Here is a 16,791-nt window from a genome sequence, read left to right as displayed (position 1 = left end):
CCAAAGAGATGAATGTCATTGTTTTTGTTTTTATTTTGGAAATGTTACATAGCCCAATACGAGCTATAGCTAATAACATACAGACAAATACTTTGATGAATGGTAGCTATACGTGCCAAATGATTGTCATTTCATACACAGCGAGTAGAATGAAGTTGAATCACAAGAGACGATGAAGTTATGAGTAATTATTTTTCGGTACTTAGTGGCTGGATGATCCCCATTAGCAGAGCGCTAGAAGCGTGGAATATCGACATACAAGAAGTCATAGAACAATGCGACCTAAAACCAGAAGAGTTTAAAGATCCAGAATCTCGCCTAGCGGCCGAAAAAATGTCTCAAGTGATCGAATACTGCGATAAAGTTAAAGGGCGAAAAGACTTTGCTATCGCTGTTGCCGAGCAGTTTCACCCCGGTATGTTTCATGCGCTGGGATACGCCATGATGTCGTCAGATACCTTGAAAGATGCCTATATTCGCATAGCACGATATAAACGCGTTGTGTCAAACACCTGCACCTTGTCGGTGGATACGCGTGGCAACCACGTGCACTTCATTATGGACATAGCCTATTACGAAGATTCTCAACGTCCGGTGTTAACTCAAGGCTGTATTCTGTGTTTCTTAGCAACCATGTTGCAATTTACCCGCGAAACGTTGAAAAGCGATTATAGTCCGCTTGAAATACATTTAAACTGGCCCGAACCTTCTTATGACATTAATGCCTTAAAAGAGTTTTTTAATTGTGAATTCGTTTTTGATTGTGATGAAATTAGCTTAGTGTTTGATGATGAAAGTTTGTCTAAACAATTGCCAGGCGGTAATCCGCTGATCATGCAGACCCACGAAAAAATACTCAATGACTACTTATCACGTATTGATAAAAACGACGTTGAACAGCTCGTTAAAAACCGTATTTATGAAATGCTGCCTTTAGGGACGCCTTCACAAACGGAAATTGCTTCTCAATTGGCGATGAGTCTGCGCAATTTACAACGAAAGCTAAATGAGAAAAATACCAGCTTCAGAGACATATTAGAAAATACCCGCAAGAGTTTGGCACTAGAATATATACAGCAACATCATCTAACGTTCAGCGAAATCGGCTACTTAGTCGGCTTTTCCAATATTGGTAATTTTAATCGTGCTTTCAAGCGCTGGACGGGGTGCACGCCCGGTGCTTACAGAAAAGAAAACTCAGGATTTGTTATTCCAACCTCAGACCACGAAACTAATACATTACCGAGTTAAAGACTATCAATTGGCGCAGATAAACATATTTTTTTTGGCTCGTTCACTTAATAATCCAGCAACTGACTTATCAACTCTGATATATGCTCAATCATTTCGGGGTTGAAAGTAACGATAATCTGATTGCCTGAGGTTTATTAATGGAACATTCGAAAAACGTATCTGATTTGGAAAAGCTACTGCAACAGCAAAAGTTGGCTTTTATTGAAGAACCTGCACAGAGCTACCAATCCCGTATTGATGATTTAAATACCTTATTGAGGTTGGTACTTGATAACCAAGATCGCTTAGTTGAGGCAATGAACCAAGATTTTGGCAATCGTGCCACAGACGACTCTAAAATCGGCGATATTCTTACCTGTGTCTCTGGTATTCATTACACGAAGCGACAACTGAAAAAGTGGATGAAGCCACAAAAACGCCATGTTGGGCTTTTATTTCAACCCGCAAAAGCGAGAGTTCAATACCAACCTGTAGGTGTTGTCGGTATTGTTGCTCCGTGGAACTACCCCGTATATCTAGCTATTGGCCCATTGACGGCTGCCCTTGCGGCGGGTAATCGTGCCATGATTAAAATGTCAGAATTTACCCCGAAGACAACTCAAGTATTGGCTGATCTTGTCAGTCAATATTTTGATAAAAGTAAAGTGGCCATCATCGGCGGTGATGCCCAAGTGGCAGCAACCTTTACTTCTTTGCCCTTTGATCATCTGTTTTTCACTGGCTCGACCCATGTGGGGAAATTGGTGATGAAAGCGGCAGCAGAAAACCTGGTGCCTGTAACGTTGGAGCTTGGTGGAAAATCGCCGGCGATTATTGCACCAGATATGGACATTAAAACGGCAGTCGAGCGACTTATGCTTGGTAAAACGTTAAATTCGGGGCAAACTTGTGTCGCTCCCGATTACATTTTTGTTCCCCGCGGTAAAAGCCAAGCACTAGTGATGGCATTGCAGCAATTATTCCAGCAAATGTTTCCTACGGTTGATGGTAACCGAGACTACACCAGTGTGGTTACCGATCATCAATATCAACGGTTAGTTGGTTTACTTGAGGATGCGCGAATGAAAGGGGCGCGTATAACTGAACTGTCTGCGAATCCCAATTGTCAAAAAACACGCCAATTACCTTTGACGGTTGTAGAACAGGTTAACGATGATATGACCTTGATGCAGCAGGAAATTTTTGGTCCTTTGTTGCCAATTATCGAATATGATGAGCTAGATGACGCGATTGGTTATATTCAAAAAAATGAGCGTCCGTTAGCCTTATACATTTTTAGTTTTGACAAAAAAACACAACGTCATATTCTAAATCAGACTCATTCAGGCGGTGTTTGTGTCAATGAAGCGGCTTTCCATGTCGCTGTGGAAGATTTACCGTTTGGTGGTATTGGCGCGTCTGGTATGGGTAACTATCATGGCATAGAAGGATTTAAAACGTTTTCACATGCGAAGGCGATTTTATCGCGGGGACGGATCAGCTTAACCAGCTTGTTATTCCCTCCATATGGTAAGTCACTACATAAGTTAGTGTATAAACTTTTTATAAGATAAATTTTAGGCAGGAAAAATAATGACAAATACCTCTGCACCATCATACCTAAATATTGCGGACTTTATTGAAGCGACTCTTAACAAGTTTGGTTCCAATCCCGCCTATTCTTGTTTAGGGCAAACGTTAAGTTTTAGCGAGATAGAAGAGAAATCGAGAGCGTTAGCCTGCTTTCTACAGCAACACCCTGCTTTAAGTGCTGGCGATCGTATTGCAATACAGTTACCTAATGTGACCCAATACCCAATTGCTACCTATGCCGCCTTAAGAGCTGGCTTAGTCGTGGTAAACACAAACCCACTATACACGCCGCGCGAAATGCAGCATCAGTTTAAAGACTCTGGTGCTAAGGCGTTAATGATACTGCAAGATTTACTGCCTAAATTTGATGAAATTAAAGCGGATACTAACATCGAGCTAGTTATTACAACGGCAGCGACTGACTTGCTAACTCAAGATGTATCGGCAGCGCCACAAGGATGCCAAAGTTTCAATCAAATATTGAACGATTTTGATGGTCAAAGATTAGCTGCACGTCCCGCAGTGCTAGGTAGCGAGAATTGTGCATTGCAATATACTGGCGGTACGACGGGCGTTTCAAAAGGCGCCTGCTTAAGTCATCACAATATTATCAGTAATGCTGATCAAGTCTTTGAACGCCTTGATCAAAAGTGTAGTGAAGGCCAAGAGATTTTTGTTTGTCCGTTACCGCTTTATCACATTTATGCATTTACCGTAAATATGATCATGTTTTTCTCGCGTGGTAATCTCAACGTGTTGATTCCTAATCCTCGTGATTTAGATGCTTTTGTCGGTGCAATCAAACCCTTTAAGTTCACAGGTTTTGCTGGCATAAACACCTTGTTTGTTGGACTAAGTCATCACGAGGGCTTTAAAGCACTAGATTTTTCAGCGTTAAAGTTAACTATTTCAGGTGGTACGGCGTTAACGTCGTCGGCGGTTAACATTTGGAAAGCGGTGACTGGCTGCTCAATTACTGAAGGTTATGGCTTGTCAGAAACATCGCCAGTACTTTGTTTTAATACACCGGATAAAGAAGTACTGGGTACTGTAGGTACGCCACTTGAAGGCACAGAAATAGAGCTTTGGGACGAGCAAGACAATATCGCTGAAGAAGGCCAGATTGTTGCACGTGGTCCGCAAGTAATGAGTGGTTATTGGAATATGCCAGATGAAACCAGCAAAGTGATGAAAGACGGCTTTTTCAAAACAGGTGATGTTGGTATTCGTCTTGAAACAGGTGAAATCAAAATCGTTGATCGCTTAAAAGACATGATTATTGTCTCGGGTTTTAACGTTTACCCTAATGAAGTTGAAGACGTCTTGACCCAACATGACAATATCTTAGAAGCGGCCGTCATTGGCGAGTCTGATGATAAAACCGGTGAGAAAGTATGTGCCTATATTACCGTGGAAAGTGATGTCGATGCAGAGCAAGTGATTGAACATTGCCGCACAAGCTTAACGGGCTATAAAGTGCCGAAAAAAGTGGTGATCTTAGATGAGCTACCTAAATCAACCGTGGGTAAAATTCTAAGACGTGAACTTCGTCAATAATGCTTGGATCAAGTTCGGTCGATTAGAAGCTGTAATGCATCTGGGTATTTGACCCATTTCTAATTTAAAAAGGTGATCGGTTATTCTAGAACAGGATAGCCGTTCGCGCACTTTCCTTTGAATAAAACATGATTCACTTTACTCATATTAAATGAGTGCTTTAATTTTTATTTGTTCGGCTAATTCAAGGTCTCTGGCCTAAAAAAAGGTCAAAGATTGAGGGTCCAATAAGTAAATAATGGACAGTAGTAATGAGATTAAAGCTAGTTCTCGGCTAGACAAGGGTTTAAAAAAGGTCATTGCATTCGTAATATAAGTGATAGGAACGGTGTAATTATAATCAGTAACACTGTTATTTCAATATTAAAAACTGTTTCTTTATGTTAATTTCGTAAATAAAGGTATAAACATTGATGTGCATCATGTGCCTGATATTGTTTTCAAGATTGTGACTGAGTATATGAAATTAAATTTAACGTGCAAATAAATGAATTATCAGTAATACTTATAAAGTGGTTGCAGTTTACTTCGATGAAGATTGGTCAATGGAATATAGCCAGAAAACACTAGAAAAAATTAATACAATCTGGGCAAGTTATAAAGGTACGGTTAAAACGAGTCAGACCAAAGCTGCGCAAGCGATGGAGATGAATCAATCGGCGTTTAGTCAGTACTTGCGCGGTGAAATACCGCTAAATACAGACTTCATTGCTAAGTTTTCTACGTTAACACAAACTAATATAACTGAATTAATACCGCACAGTGATTTGCATAAAATCTCTTTGCAGTCTATCTGTGTTAAATACACGTTGTCAGGGCGTGAACTTGCTGATACATACGAGCAAATACCCTCTCCGGTGAATTTGGATCATGCCTACGCAATAGTGGTAGATTATTCAGACTTCATTTTCCCCAGAGGTACCTTATTACTAGTTGATACAATTTCGAAGATAAGAGAAAGTGATACCGTTATTTTGCAATATGACGATAAGCGACTAATTTACGGTGTAATTTCGTACCAAGAGCAAGAGTGGGAAGTCTTGGAACCCCTTTGTTTGGGAGGAAAAAGGAATGCCATTAAACAGTGTTCTATAGTGCACCGTGTTGGTGGTACTTATTACCCGCATAGCCAAGAGCGATTATTCAACCCTCAGTAATACGGCTGTTGCCGATTTAGCCATAAGACTACTTTTAAATACCTGCTAAATATCGTAGCCTAACGACTATGAAAACTGTTTAGTTGCCGAGTTTTGTCATGTTGCTGGTAAAGCTCGTAGAAGAAAGCATGGTGCAGTCGGCGAGGAGGATTTTTGTTTAAAGAAAACGCTGAACATTTTATTGAAAATTCATCGATTGGTATCCATGCGGTATCACCCGAAGGTATTGTGGTTTATGCCAACGAGTGGGAACTTGAAGTACTGGGGTATGACAAAGAAGAATACGTAGGCCATCATGTATCTGAATTTCAACTAGATCAAGACAGTTTAGCCGATATGATGCGGCGCTTAGGGCGTTTTGAAACTTTGAATAATTATCCTGCAAGAGTCAAAGGTAAGGATGGCACTAAGTATATTATATACAATTCAAGTGTCTACGTTGAGCATGGTGAATTTAGACATACTCGTTGCTACGGTACAGAAGTGACTGAGGTCATTTATGAAGTATTTCTGAAGCACTTTCAGACTTTGAGAATTTAACTTAATATGGCTGGCATATTAACGGTTTTCAATAGAGCCGTCATCGACTCAACTAGCATTTAGCTTAATTGCTATTTATAGCCAGTCATTTCCAGAAACCCTTGGCCTTGATGAGAGCCAGAAAAAGTGACTTTACCCTCGAAGTATTCAATACCAAAACGCATGATTTGTTTGTCATTGACCACGTCCACCTGGAGATCAATATTCGACTGTGGAATTTTCAGTGAAAACGATTGTGGATATGTTCCGTTTTTATCGAATAAACCTTTGTTGGCTTGAACACTGATCTCATCTGGAGCCAATGTTTTAATCTCGCCGCTGCGGGTCATGATACTAGCGTAAACATAGTCTTTATCGGTAGAGCGAATACGATAGACCATCAAAGCATTATGCTTATCCAGTCGTAATGAGAACCAGTCCCAACCTTGTTGGTCATCGGCCAACATTTGTGAACCCCATTCACGATCAAACCAAGCATCGCCGGTAACTTTTTGCCATTTTCCTTGCCAATAAACGTTGCCGGTTACTTTGATAAAAGGTTGTGAATAGTAGTGGCTGGCTGTATCCAATGTCTGATGTTTTCTGCTAAAACCTTTTTGTCCTTGCAAATAAAACGGTTGGGCATCGCTTAGCTCAAGAGCTACTTTCCATTCATTTACTTGCGGGTCTAATGACTCTATTTGGCCAGCTGAGCCATAAGTTAGCGTTGCTGGTAATAGCTCCTTCGAAGACGACCATTGCCAATCATCTATCCGAGTCAAAAAAGGCGAACTACTTATAATAACGTTGCCAAAATCCTCACGCCCGTTGCGATATGAAGACATATGCTGATGATTATCTGCCAACGCAGCATGAGCAAAATACCAATGTTTATCCTGTACTGCTCGTCGAAAAAGTGTCCATTGGCTCGCAAAAGATTTACCGGATTCTGTGGTTAAGTTCGCCGTCAAATACCACCACTCTTGGCGATAGTCTTTCTGCGGGGCATGTGCCGCCGGAAAACGTATGACATGGTTAGGTGAAGGTTGCTTAAAGTCGCCATGAGTGTCTGATAAGTTTTTTAGTGGACTATCCTTTAACGGTTGATCTGTGGTGCTAAACGACAAATACCATAACGAGGCGCCTATAAGTACCAAGAAAACTATGACCACTCTACTCATGATAGGTTGTTCCGTGATTTTATTTTATACAGAGGAAGCGCTAACGCCGGTATTAATATCAGTAAACCTAATGCACTACTGTGAATAAAGGGGGCTATGTTTAGCGACAAAGGCATCGACCAACCAAAAGACGCTGGCAGCACTTTGGTCACCAACGCCTCAGCAAGTAAATAGGCGATTGGCCAACTCAATAATGTCGTGAGTAATGCCAAAATCCCCCACTGTAATAGCATATGAACAAACAATGACTGTGAGCTTAAGCCTAAACTGCTTAGCAAGTGCAACTCCCCTTTCCTAGCGAGCTCAAGACTATGTGCCGAAAGAAACAAACCAAAGCAGGCAATGCTGAGCAATACAAATGCGATTGCTTGGGTGAGTACAAATGTTTGCTCAAAGACTTTTAGTGCCAATTCTTTTATTTGTGCAGGTTCATAGACTTGATCTGCAGATAAAGAGAGCTCAGAGATGATTGTTGCTTTATCGAGGTGAGCTTCAGGAATTAACACCACGCCAAAGCCAGAGTCTTGCCAACCTGACAACTGTTGCTGCCCCTGTTGGATAATTTTTGCCGCGATGCGCTGGTTGCCATAGTCGTAATAAATCGCAATGACCTGACATGATAAAGAGTTTACTCCCTGAGTAATGTTGATGGTTTTCCCGGGGGCGATGTTGTATTTCAAGGCGAGTTGTTCATTGATATAACAAAGGGGGATTGAAGTACTCTCTGCCTCAACCTTTGCTGATTTTAATAACAGCCCTTGTTGCTGATGTATAGAATTCACAGCGTAGACATCAAGAGTGGCGTTTTTATACTTTGCGATGGTTTTCTTAAATGACACTACTTCTTTGACATTTGCATGATCATCCAACCATGTTTTAACGTGAGACTTCTGTTCAATTTGATATCGAACAAAAAAATCAGAGTTAAGCAACTGGTTCAAATAGGCTACAAAAGATGTTTCGAAACTATTCACCATAAGTGCGGCTGAAATACTGGAAGTTAGCGCTAAATAAAAAGCAGCCAACGGCAAAAAGCGTCGCCCTGTTTGTTGTTTTGCATCTTTGAAGATAAAGCGAACGCGAAAAGATCGAACCATGCGTGAAAGACCATTCAATAACAAGGCAAGAAAATTAGGCAGCATCGCAACACTTGCGAGAAGCAGCAAACCGTACTTCAACATAATGTGAGACCAGTTATGCTGTGGCCAGAGCGCGAACAAGATCAACAGCGCTACACCTGATAAGAAGGATTTTTTATAGCTGAAACTCGTGCTTACCATGCGACTATTTAAGGCGATATGTGCTGATGATACGGCACGAAATTGCTGCGTCAGCGCTAATAACGTTGCAAGTACAGATAACGCTAATGCCCAGAGCGTGTAATACCAATGCCACTGAAACTGTTCGGTGACTTTCAGTTGATAAAGTTGTTCTAAGGTTAGACCTAAGACAGGCAATAAAATTGATACGAGTGCTGAAGCAATCACGCTACCCAAAAAACAAGCTATTAGGGATATCAGCAGTGCTTCAAAATACATGACGTGCCTAATGGTAGTTATTGATACACCAAGCAAGCGCAGTGTTACCGCAAGTTTGGCACGTGTTTGCCATGCTTGATTTGCCGCCTGATAAGCTATAAATAGGCTAACAATAAACCCCAAAACTGCTAGTGCTGATAAATTCAAATGCAAGGCGTTAGCAAAGCCTTGGTTTTCTTCAACAGACCAAACGTTTCGTATCGACAAATAAGACGGTAAATGTTGTGCTAGTCTTTTTTTTTCACTCGGTGTGATACTAGTCACGCCAATATGGCTTAACCCTTTAATCTCGGGAAACCATTGCCAAGCCATACTTAAATCTATCAGAGCGACACGGTCCATATTGTGATGTTCAAACCAATGAACGGGCAGCGAACCTTGTTGTTCAAAACTGATAAACGTTTCCATGTTTAGCTTTAATGACGCGCCATAGGCATGATTGATATTAATCATTGAACTGTTGATTTTATCAGGCATTGTGATCGCCAATGCTAAGGTGTCGATCGCTCTAAAACGCAGAATATGGCCATCACTCATACGTTGGCTAAACAAATGTATCGGCATTAATTGGGGAAAGCCTAGTTGCCTTAAATGCACAAAATCTTCCATCGCAATGGTGCTACCTTGCTCGGCCACAATATGAAAAGCAATCGGCGGTTTAAGCTGCGTATGCGCTTGTTGATATTGTTTTTTACTGGTGTCATTAAGCACTAAAATACACAGTAACGTGCTAGTCGCCAAAGCAAGGCTGGTGATAAAACCTAAATTCAATAAGGGCTTGGCTAGGTACTCTGCAAAACATGTTTTAAGAACTAAGATAAATTCACTTATCTGCGATTGGCTTCGGTTCATCACAAAGTGCCAGTTAATCTTGGTATAAGGAGAGTCTGGCATCGCGCAAATGGTAAATTTTATCCATATGACGCGCAATGTCAGCACTGTGAGTGACCATAAGAAGTGCCGTGTTTTGTGATTTCACCAAAGCGATCAAGTGTTTGACCACTAATGTGCTATTACAGTCGTCCAAGTTACCCGTGGGTTCGTCAGCTAACAAAAGCTTTGGTTTGGCATTTAATGCTCTGGCAATAGCTACTCGTTGCATTTCTCCACCCGATAATACCGCTGGCACTTTATCCAATAAATGTGCAATACCCAACTGCTGGGCTAATGTGACACCAAGATCGCTATCGTAACGTTCTGCTAGTTTAGCGCTAAATTCAATGTTCTCCTTTACAGTTAAACTGGTGAGTAAATTATATTGTTGAAAAATAATACCAATATGCTTTTTTCGTAATTCACTGAGCTGTTTGTCGTTAGCTGCAGACAGGCAGTGTCCTGCAATATATATATCGCCTTGTTGTATAGGCTCTAAGCCAGCGATGATATTTAATAACGTGGTTTTGCCACAGCCGCTATTACCCATTAAGGCGACGCATTCGCCTTGATTGACGGACAGGGAAAGGTTGGACAATATTTGTCGCTGGTTAGCGCCATCGGCTATTTGATGACTGAGCTGTTGAATATGTAAAGACAACCAAACTTCCTTTTAGTGAATGTGCTATATAAATCAATTTAGCATATTCACATCACAAAAAAGGTGAAAACTTTTCTAGGATAAGGCGTTTTTGGTAAAGGAATTTCAGCGGGCGTTTGAGGAAAACATATTGGCTATCACAACATGATCGTATGATAGCCAATAGTTAAGCTTAAACTAGAGTTTCTAGTTTCGGTGCACCATAAAAAATATGGATGACTAACGAGTCATCTGATGGTGTTAGCGCAGTGTTGATTAAAAATTAAAAATAAGTCCAATTATAGGGCCATGAGTCACAGTGTCATACTGGAAGTAGCCTGGTTGGCCTGTTGTGCCTTCTTCAAAGTCTACCCAAGTGGCCTTATATTTAACATCTAAGGTCATCAAGTCACTAATTTTGTAATTAATACCCGTTTGAACAGATGATGTGAAGTCTGATTCAATACCAAAACCACCAGCATCAATTTGTGCCAAAAATGTCCAATCTTCGTCAATTTTTCTTAACCATCTAACACCTACGACAGGGTCAAACCAATCAGCTTTAACTTCTTTAGAAATACCATCTCCTGGTAAAGCAGCAACAGTTAGATCAACTTCTACATCGTTATCCCACCAACGAACACCACCAAAATAATCAAGGTAACCATTTGCTAGGGTATTTCGATAAACGGCATGAAGTTCAAGTACACCTTGGCGTACTTCTGCATTTATTGAGCTTCCGTCAGCGTTTCTTTTCTTGCCGCCTAGATCCATGTAGCCATAGTCAAAAATCACACCCCAGCCTGACGAGTGATGACCTTCGTAATGAACCATCGCAGCACTTTCTAAGTTATCTAGAATAGTGTCAAAATTTACGTCTACATCGACACCAGTCACACGACCAACACTAGCATCTCCCTCAATTGAAGTGATCATAGCGTATGGTTCAATTTGATGTGTCCAATCTTCGGCTAGCACATTCGATGAATATACATTTGCAGCAATAGCACCTACCATGACTAATGACGAAAATACCTTATTTACCTTATATGTTGGCATGAGTTTTCCCTATTAAAATATCGTATGACTACATCGTAAAAAAAATTGAAGTCTACTATGTTGATTCTGTTAAATATTATGTGTACTTTAAATCTATATACTATGATCAATCCAGTAACGTTATGTTACCCACTTTGCTTCAAATATATAATATATTTATCAATTAGATAAGTAACAAATTTTGTTCAAATAGCTGAATAAGAGAAGTCAATTTACCAAAATAAGTGATACTATCGATATTTCACATTACAAAATGATATATTTGCCGACCTTTTAAACAGATTGTTTCTTTGTAAGTATTATTTAGACCTACGCTCATTTCACTTTATATTAATTCAATACCATAAAATATGCATCAATCACGCTATCAACCGTCAACTCTAGTGGATACTAAACTTTTTACGCAGGAGTGATTATCTTCTTAGTATAAAAATATTAAGCACTATAAATACGTGATTTAACTTGCATAACTACCCTACATCGCAAATGATTATAAAAAAACAAAAAGAGATCTCCATGGCTAAAATTAACCAAGATTTATCTAACAAACAAATAGCTAGCGTGCTGACAGACGTATTAATACGTTTTGGTATTATTGCTGCAGTCGTCGTGCTGTGCATCGAGGTATTTGCTCCGTTTATGGGCATAATGCTATGGGCGCTTATTCTTGCTGTGGCCTTATATCCTTTGCACCTAAAATTAGCCAAAAAGTTAAAAGGCAAGCATGGACGAGCGGCGACAGTGATTGTTGTTGTCGGCTTATTGATCATTGGCGGTCCAACTATACTGTTAGGCAAGTCTTTTTCTGAGCATATCCACCAAGTCTATAGCCAATTTGAGCAAGGCACATTGACCATTCCTGCGCCCAAGGAAAGTGTTGCTGACATTCCCGTGATTGGCGAAAAAGCGTATTCGATTTGGTCAGCGGCCTCGGAAGACTTGCCAGAGCTAGTCAAAAGTGTTCAGCCACAATTAAGAGATTTTTCGAAAAAGCTCTTCGCAATTACGGCCAGTACTGCTGGTGCTATCTTTAGCTTTCTGGGATCGCTCATTGTTGCTGGAATCATGATGGCCTATGGGGTTTCAGGCAGTCAGGCGATGTTAGAGATATTTCAACGAATATCAAACCCTCAACAAGGAAAAAGGCTTCATTCATTATCTGTTGGAACAGTGAGATCGGTCGCTACGGGTGTTATCGGCGTTGCTTTTATTCAAGCACTTTTACTAGGTATTGGCTTCGTATTTGCGGGTATCCCAGGCGCGGGTGTTCTAGCAGCAGTTGTCATGGTGTTTGGTATTTTACAGCTACCGGCTGCGATAATCACAATCCCAGCAATTGCCTACCTATGGATGGGCGGAGATGGCTCTACAACCAGCAATATCGTTTATTCTATTTACCTCGTAATTGCAGGGCTTGCCGATAATGTGTTGAAACCAATATTGCTTGGTCGAGGTGTTGACGCGCCGATGCCTGTCGTGTTGTTAGGCGCTCTTGGTGGCATGGTGGTCGCAGGGATTATTGGTTTATTCGTTGGCTCAGTATTACTTGCCGTCGGTTATCAAATATTCATGGACTGGGTCAAAAATGCTGATCAATACAGTCAAGTGGATCAAAGCACTGAAGAGGTTTAATGACCTTGTTAAAAGGAAGAATAGGAAGTTCATTGAGACGTAGCTCAGTGTTTGCATTGGGCTGGGTTTTAAGTGCATGTACAACTTTAGGGCCTAACTACCAAGAGCCAGAAGTTCAATGGCTAGCACAATGGCAGCCTGACTTATACGGTCAGCTTTCAAGTGAAAATTCACAAGAGGCAATAGATTTAGCATTTTGGTGGCAGTTATTTGATGATCCCGTACTAAATCAACTCATTCATATCAGCAAGCAAGAAAATATTGATTTGCGCTTGGCTGGTTTACGCATTCTTGAAAGTCGAGCTCAATTGGGCATCGTAGGCAGTACTCTATATCCGCAACTTCAGCAATTGAGTGGTTCAGTTATTGCCGCAGAATCTCGCCGTCGAGGAGGTTTGTTACCAGACAAAGATCAAGGATTGATTAACTACCAAGCCGGATTTGGTTTAGGATGGGAGCTCGATTTTTGGGGCAAATACCAGCGAAGTATTGAAGCAGCAGATGCTGCCTTTTTTTCCTCGGTTGCTAATCAACAGAACATGCAAGTATTGCTCAGTGCACAAGTGACGGACTTATATTTCGTTTATCGCACGATTGAACACCGTATAGCTATCGCGAAAAGCAATGCAGATATTCAACAACGTAGTTTTGAAATTACTGAAAAAATCTATCAAGAAGGGCAAGAATCCGAGCTCGACCTACAACAAGCTAAAGCGCAATACTTAGCAACACTATCAACTATTCCCAAGCTTGAAATGTCATTAACGACCACGCGTAATGCTTTGGCGTTAATATTAGCAAGGCCGCCAGGAGAAATAGCCGAATTAACGGTTAGCAGCGTAAAGAGTTTACCTAAAGTTGATATGGTGAATTTGCAACATATCCCTGCGCACCTATTGATACGCCGACCTGATATTCGATCGTCAGCTTGGCAAGTGGCGATTCAGTCAGCGCAGATAGGTATTGCAGAAAGTGATTATTATCCGTCTATTTCGTTAAGCGGCACGATTAGTTGGTCGGGCAGTACTGCAGATGCTGCTTCAGACAATGGTTTGATTGGCGTAGGTCCAGGATTTACTTGGAATATTTTTGATCATGGCCGCATTGAAAATAATATACGAGTACAGGATGCACGCTTTCAACAAACCTTAGAACGCTATCAACAAACAGTACTTTCAGCAGCGAGAGAAATAGATGATGCTGCAATAGCTATTGTTAAAACATCAGAGCAATTCGTCATACTGGAGCAAGCAGTTCAGGCCTCTGAGCGAGCGCTATCGCTCGCTAATACACGCTATCGAGAAGGTTATTCGAGTTTTCAGCGGGTGTTAGACGCACAGCGTGCCGTATTTTCTCGAACAGAGCAGCTAGTGTTAAATAGAGGTGAACATGTACGTTCAGTTGTGAGTTTGTATAAAGCGTTAGGAGGAGGCTGGACTGAGCATTCGATAGACGAACTGATGCCGCCGCCATTAAAAGAGATCATGGAAAAACGTACAGACTGGGGCGAACTACTCACTACTCCTAACATAGAATCAACGGAAAATACTGCTGCTGAGCTTGAGCCAGAATATGGAGCATCACAATATGACCAATAAGAAAGAAGAAACGCCTGAAAATCAGCAGGAACTTGAATCATCAGCAAAAACGGTTAAAAAAGGCGGCTTAGTTTTATTTGGGTTAATTATTGCTACCCTTATTTGGTATCTCATGTCAGACAGGTACGCACCTTATACGACACAGGCTCGTGTTCAAGGCTATGTCGTCGGTGTGTCACCTAAAGTGGGTGGCCTGATTACTAATGTGCTCGTTAAAAATAACCAAGAAGTTGAAGCAGAACAATTACTGTTTGAAATTGATTCCTCTCAATTTCAAATTGCGTTGGATAAAGCGCTTTCTGATCTGGAAAATGCAAAAAGCCAAGTGAGCGCAGGTGATGCTGGTGTGTCGAGTGCTAAAGCGAATCTCTTGGCTGCAAAAGCAAGCCAAGTCAAAGCCCAACAAGATTTAGATAGACTATCGCGCTTACATCAAGAAGATCCTGGTACCATTTCGGTTAGACGTATTGAAATATCGCAAGCGTCGCTAGAACAAGCCAAAGCAAGCGTTATTGCTGCTACATCAGAAATTAATCGTGCGATAGAGCAAAAAGGCGGTAATGATCAAGACAATAATGCCATCATTAAATCGGCACAAAGTGCCGTTGCCAAGGCTCAGTTAGATTTAAACAATACCCAAGTCAAAGCGTCAACGCGCGGTGTGATCACTGATTTGCGTGCTGATATTGGGCAATATGCTAATCCAGGTAATCCAGTAATGACACTGGTAGCTATGCACGACGTTTGGATTAACGCTGAGTTCACTGAGAATAACTTAGGGCACCTTAAAGTTGGTAGTGCTGTCGACATCTTATTTGATGCGGTACCTGGTGAAGTTTTTAGCGGGAAAATTCGCAGCATAGGTATTGGTGTTAGTACGGGTAGAACACAACCTGCTGGGACCTTACCGAGTATCGATAATAATAGGGATTGGTTGCGTCAATCTCAGCGTTTTCCAGTGATTATCAGCTTCAACCCAAAACAAGAAGACATTTTAAGAAAACAATTGAGGATCGGTGCTCAAGCTTCAGTCGTCGCTTATGCACAGCAAGAAGGCATTATTAGTACATTGGGGCGATGGTATATTCGCTTAATGAGCTACCTAAGCTATGCCTATTAACCGTGTAGTTACGATGTTCAACATGCCAGTTCCCGCTTTACGCGCGTTTAGGTTAAGCGCTGTGGTGACGTTGGCATTGGCAATTGCATATGCCAGTGCAATGCCATTACCTTTCTTGGCGCCAATTATGGGATTGTTGCTGGCGGTTAAACCTGCACCAGCGATAACATTTAAAGCGCTGATTGCATTAGTGATAGTGGTTTGCATCTCTCTTGGTATTGGGGTGTTATTGGTGCCGTTATTACTGCAATACCCATTATCGGCTATCATGATGGTCGCTTTTGGGTTGTACTTTAGTACTTATATCACGGTAATTTTGGGAAAAGCGCTATTAGGAATACTTTTGACGATTGGCTTTACCATGATCTCTGCAGCTGGTCTGGTAAACCATGTATTGGCCATCACCGTCATACAGGGTTTTTGCTCGGCAATTGCTATCGCTGTGTTGTGTCAGTGGTTAGTTTATCCTTTATTTCCTAATGTATTAACAAAAGCAGATGTGATAGCGGCCAAAACAAAGCCTGAGCTACCTGAAAATAGTCAAACCTCTAACTGGATTGCATTACGTAGCACATTGATCGTGTTACCCACTTACTTGTTGACGCTAACCAACCCGTTGATGTACATGGCCATAATCATGAAGGCGGTAACGCTTGGTCAGCAAGGCTCTACCATGTCAGCAAAAGATGCAGGTAAAGAGTTACTGGGCTCAACGTTTTTGGCGGGATGTTTTGCGATTCTATTTTGGTTTTTACTCGATTTGTCGACTAACTTGTTTATGTTTAGTGCTTGGCTATTGTTGTTTTCGCTTTACTTTGTCAGCAAAATTTATCGCATTTTACCGTCTCGATTTTCTGCATCGTTTTGGCAAAATACTTTTGTAACCATGCTCATCGTACTCGGTCCTGCTGTTGAAGATAGTGCTAATGGTAAAGATGTTTATGCCGCTTTTGCTGTGCGTATGGGACTGTTTATTATGGTGACATTATATGCCTGTCTTGCAATCTATGGTTTAGAACATTTGAAAAACAAATTCGTCAAAGCACCGCATTTGTCTTAATCAAATACTAGCAGCTCAAAAAAAGGACTTC

The 16,791-nt window shown here is 41.1% G+C and carries 13 protein-coding genes; 9 read left to right on the top strand and 4 right to left on the bottom strand.

The features are described from left to right. Positions 1-180 precede the first annotated feature (180 nt). From QUE03_RS19405 to QUE03_RS19385, 5 genes are all read left to right on the top strand, one after another. Positions 181-1,251: an AraC family transcriptional regulator gene (locus QUE03_RS19405; protein WP_286263752.1), complete on the top strand. Its 1,071-nt coding sequence runs from the start codon at positions 181-183 to the stop codon at positions 1,249-1,251. A 140-nt stretch (positions 1,252-1,391) separates the two neighbouring features. Beyond that, the gene (locus tag QUE03_RS19400) at positions 1,392-2,807 is read left to right on the top strand and encodes a coniferyl aldehyde dehydrogenase (protein WP_286263751.1); all 1,416 of its coding nucleotides are present in this window, start codon (positions 1,392-1,394) and stop codon (positions 2,805-2,807) included. Between the two features lie 19 nt (positions 2,808-2,826). After that, a complete protein-coding gene (locus QUE03_RS19395) occupies positions 2,827-4,383 on the top strand; it encodes an AMP-binding protein (RefSeq protein ID WP_286263750.1) in 1,557 nt (518 codons plus the stop codon). A gap of 545 nt (positions 4,384-4,928) precedes the next feature. Next, a complete protein-coding gene (locus QUE03_RS19390; protein ID WP_286263749.1) occupies positions 4,929-5,540 on the top strand; it encodes a hypothetical protein in 612 nt (203 codons plus the stop codon). Between the two features lie 153 nt (positions 5,541-5,693). After that, complete coding sequence (locus QUE03_RS19385) at positions 5,694-6,080, top strand: PAS domain-containing protein (protein WP_286263747.1); 387 nt, start codon at positions 5,694-5,696, stop codon at positions 6,078-6,080. A gap of 71 nt (positions 6,081-6,151) precedes the next feature. Here QUE03_RS19385 and QUE03_RS19380 read toward each other — a convergent pair whose 3' ends face one another. From QUE03_RS19380 to QUE03_RS19365, 4 genes are all read right to left on the bottom strand, one after another. Then, the gene (locus QUE03_RS19380; RefSeq protein ID WP_286263745.1) at positions 6,152-7,240 is read right to left on the bottom strand and encodes a lipocalin-like domain-containing protein; all 1,089 of its coding nucleotides are present in this window, start codon (positions 7,238-7,240) and stop codon (positions 6,152-6,154) included. Continuing rightward, complete coding sequence (locus QUE03_RS19375) at positions 7,237-9,630, bottom strand: ABC transporter permease (RefSeq protein WP_286263743.1); 2,394 nt, start codon at positions 9,628-9,630, stop codon at positions 7,237-7,239. The genes QUE03_RS19380 and QUE03_RS19375 overlap by 4 nt, the downstream gene beginning before the upstream one ends. 13 nt (positions 9,631-9,643) lie before the next feature. Beyond that, positions 9,644-10,312 carry an ABC transporter ATP-binding protein gene (locus tag QUE03_RS19370; RefSeq protein WP_286263740.1) on the bottom strand — a complete coding sequence of 223 codons (669 nt, stop codon included), beginning with the start codon at positions 10,310-10,312 and terminating at the stop codon, positions 9,644-9,646. A gap of 255 nt (positions 10,313-10,567) precedes the next feature. Next, positions 10,568-11,350 carry a hypothetical protein gene (locus QUE03_RS19365; protein ID WP_286263738.1) on the bottom strand — a complete coding sequence of 261 codons (783 nt, stop codon included), beginning with the start codon at positions 11,348-11,350 and terminating at the stop codon, positions 10,568-10,570. 516 nt (positions 11,351-11,866) lie between these two features. On the opposite strand from QUE03_RS19365, the gene QUE03_RS19360 reads away from it, so the two are divergent. From QUE03_RS19360 to QUE03_RS19345, 4 genes are read left to right on the top strand one after another with little or no spacing between them, the layout of a single operon-like run. After that, entirely contained in the window at positions 11,867-12,982 is a 1,116-nt protein-coding gene (locus QUE03_RS19360; protein WP_286263736.1) for an AI-2E family transporter, read from the top strand. Next, complete coding sequence (locus QUE03_RS19355; protein WP_286263734.1) at positions 12,982-14,580, top strand: efflux transporter outer membrane subunit; 1,599 nt, start codon at positions 12,982-12,984, stop codon at positions 14,578-14,580. The genes QUE03_RS19360 and QUE03_RS19355 overlap by 1 nt, the downstream gene beginning before the upstream one ends. After that, entirely contained in the window at positions 14,570-15,700 is a 1,131-nt protein-coding gene (locus QUE03_RS19350) for an HlyD family secretion protein (protein ID WP_286263733.1), read from the top strand. The genes QUE03_RS19355 and QUE03_RS19350 overlap by 11 nt, the downstream gene beginning before the upstream one ends. Next, positions 15,690-16,760, top strand: coding sequence for a DUF2955 domain-containing protein (locus QUE03_RS19345; protein WP_286263731.1), 1,071 nt, complete (start codon positions 15,690-15,692; stop codon positions 16,758-16,760). The genes QUE03_RS19350 and QUE03_RS19345 overlap by 11 nt, the downstream gene beginning before the upstream one ends. The last annotated feature ends 31 nt before the right edge of the window (positions 16,761-16,791 follow it).

This window comes from Thalassotalea atypica (assembly GCF_030295975.1).
Classification (GTDB): Bacteria; Pseudomonadota; Gammaproteobacteria; order Enterobacterales; family Alteromonadaceae; genus Thalassotalea_F; species Thalassotalea_F atypica.
Note: the sequence above shows the minus strand (reverse complement) of the source record. Positions and strands in the feature narration are given on the sequence as shown.

Excerpts from the sequence above, each read along its gene's own strand:
- QUE03_RS19405 (WP_286263752.1), top strand. The coding sequence starts at position 181 with ATGAGTAATTATTTTTCGGTACTTAGTGGCTGGATGATCCCCATTAGC.
- QUE03_RS19400 (WP_286263751.1), top strand. The coding sequence starts at position 1,392 with ATGGAACATTCGAAAAACGTATCTGATTTGGAAAAGCTACTGCAACAG.
- QUE03_RS19395 (WP_286263750.1), top strand. The coding sequence starts at position 2,827 with ATGACAAATACCTCTGCACCATCATACCTAAATATTGCGGACTTTATT.
- QUE03_RS19390 (WP_286263749.1), top strand. The coding sequence starts at position 4,929 with ATGGAATATAGCCAGAAAACACTAGAAAAAATTAATACAATCTGGGCA.
- QUE03_RS19380 (WP_286263745.1), bottom strand. The coding sequence starts at position 7,240 with ATGAGTAGAGTGGTCATAGTTTTCTTGGTACTTATAGGCGCCTCGTTA.
- QUE03_RS19375 (WP_286263743.1), bottom strand. The coding sequence starts at position 9,630 with ATGAACCGAAGCCAATCGCAGATAAGTGAATTTATCTTAGTTCTTAAA.
- QUE03_RS19365 (WP_286263738.1), bottom strand. The coding sequence starts at position 11,350 with ATGCCAACATATAAGGTAAATAAGGTATTTTCGTCATTAGTCATGGTA.
- QUE03_RS19360 (WP_286263736.1), top strand. The coding sequence starts at position 11,867 with ATGGCTAAAATTAACCAAGATTTATCTAACAAACAAATAGCTAGCGTG.
- QUE03_RS19355 (WP_286263734.1), top strand. The coding sequence starts at position 12,982 with ATGACCTTGTTAAAAGGAAGAATAGGAAGTTCATTGAGACGTAGCTCA.
- QUE03_RS19350 (WP_286263733.1), top strand. The coding sequence starts at position 14,570 with ATGACCAATAAGAAAGAAGAAACGCCTGAAAATCAGCAGGAACTTGAA.
- QUE03_RS19345 (WP_286263731.1), top strand. The coding sequence starts at position 15,690 with ATGCCTATTAACCGTGTAGTTACGATGTTCAACATGCCAGTTCCCGCT.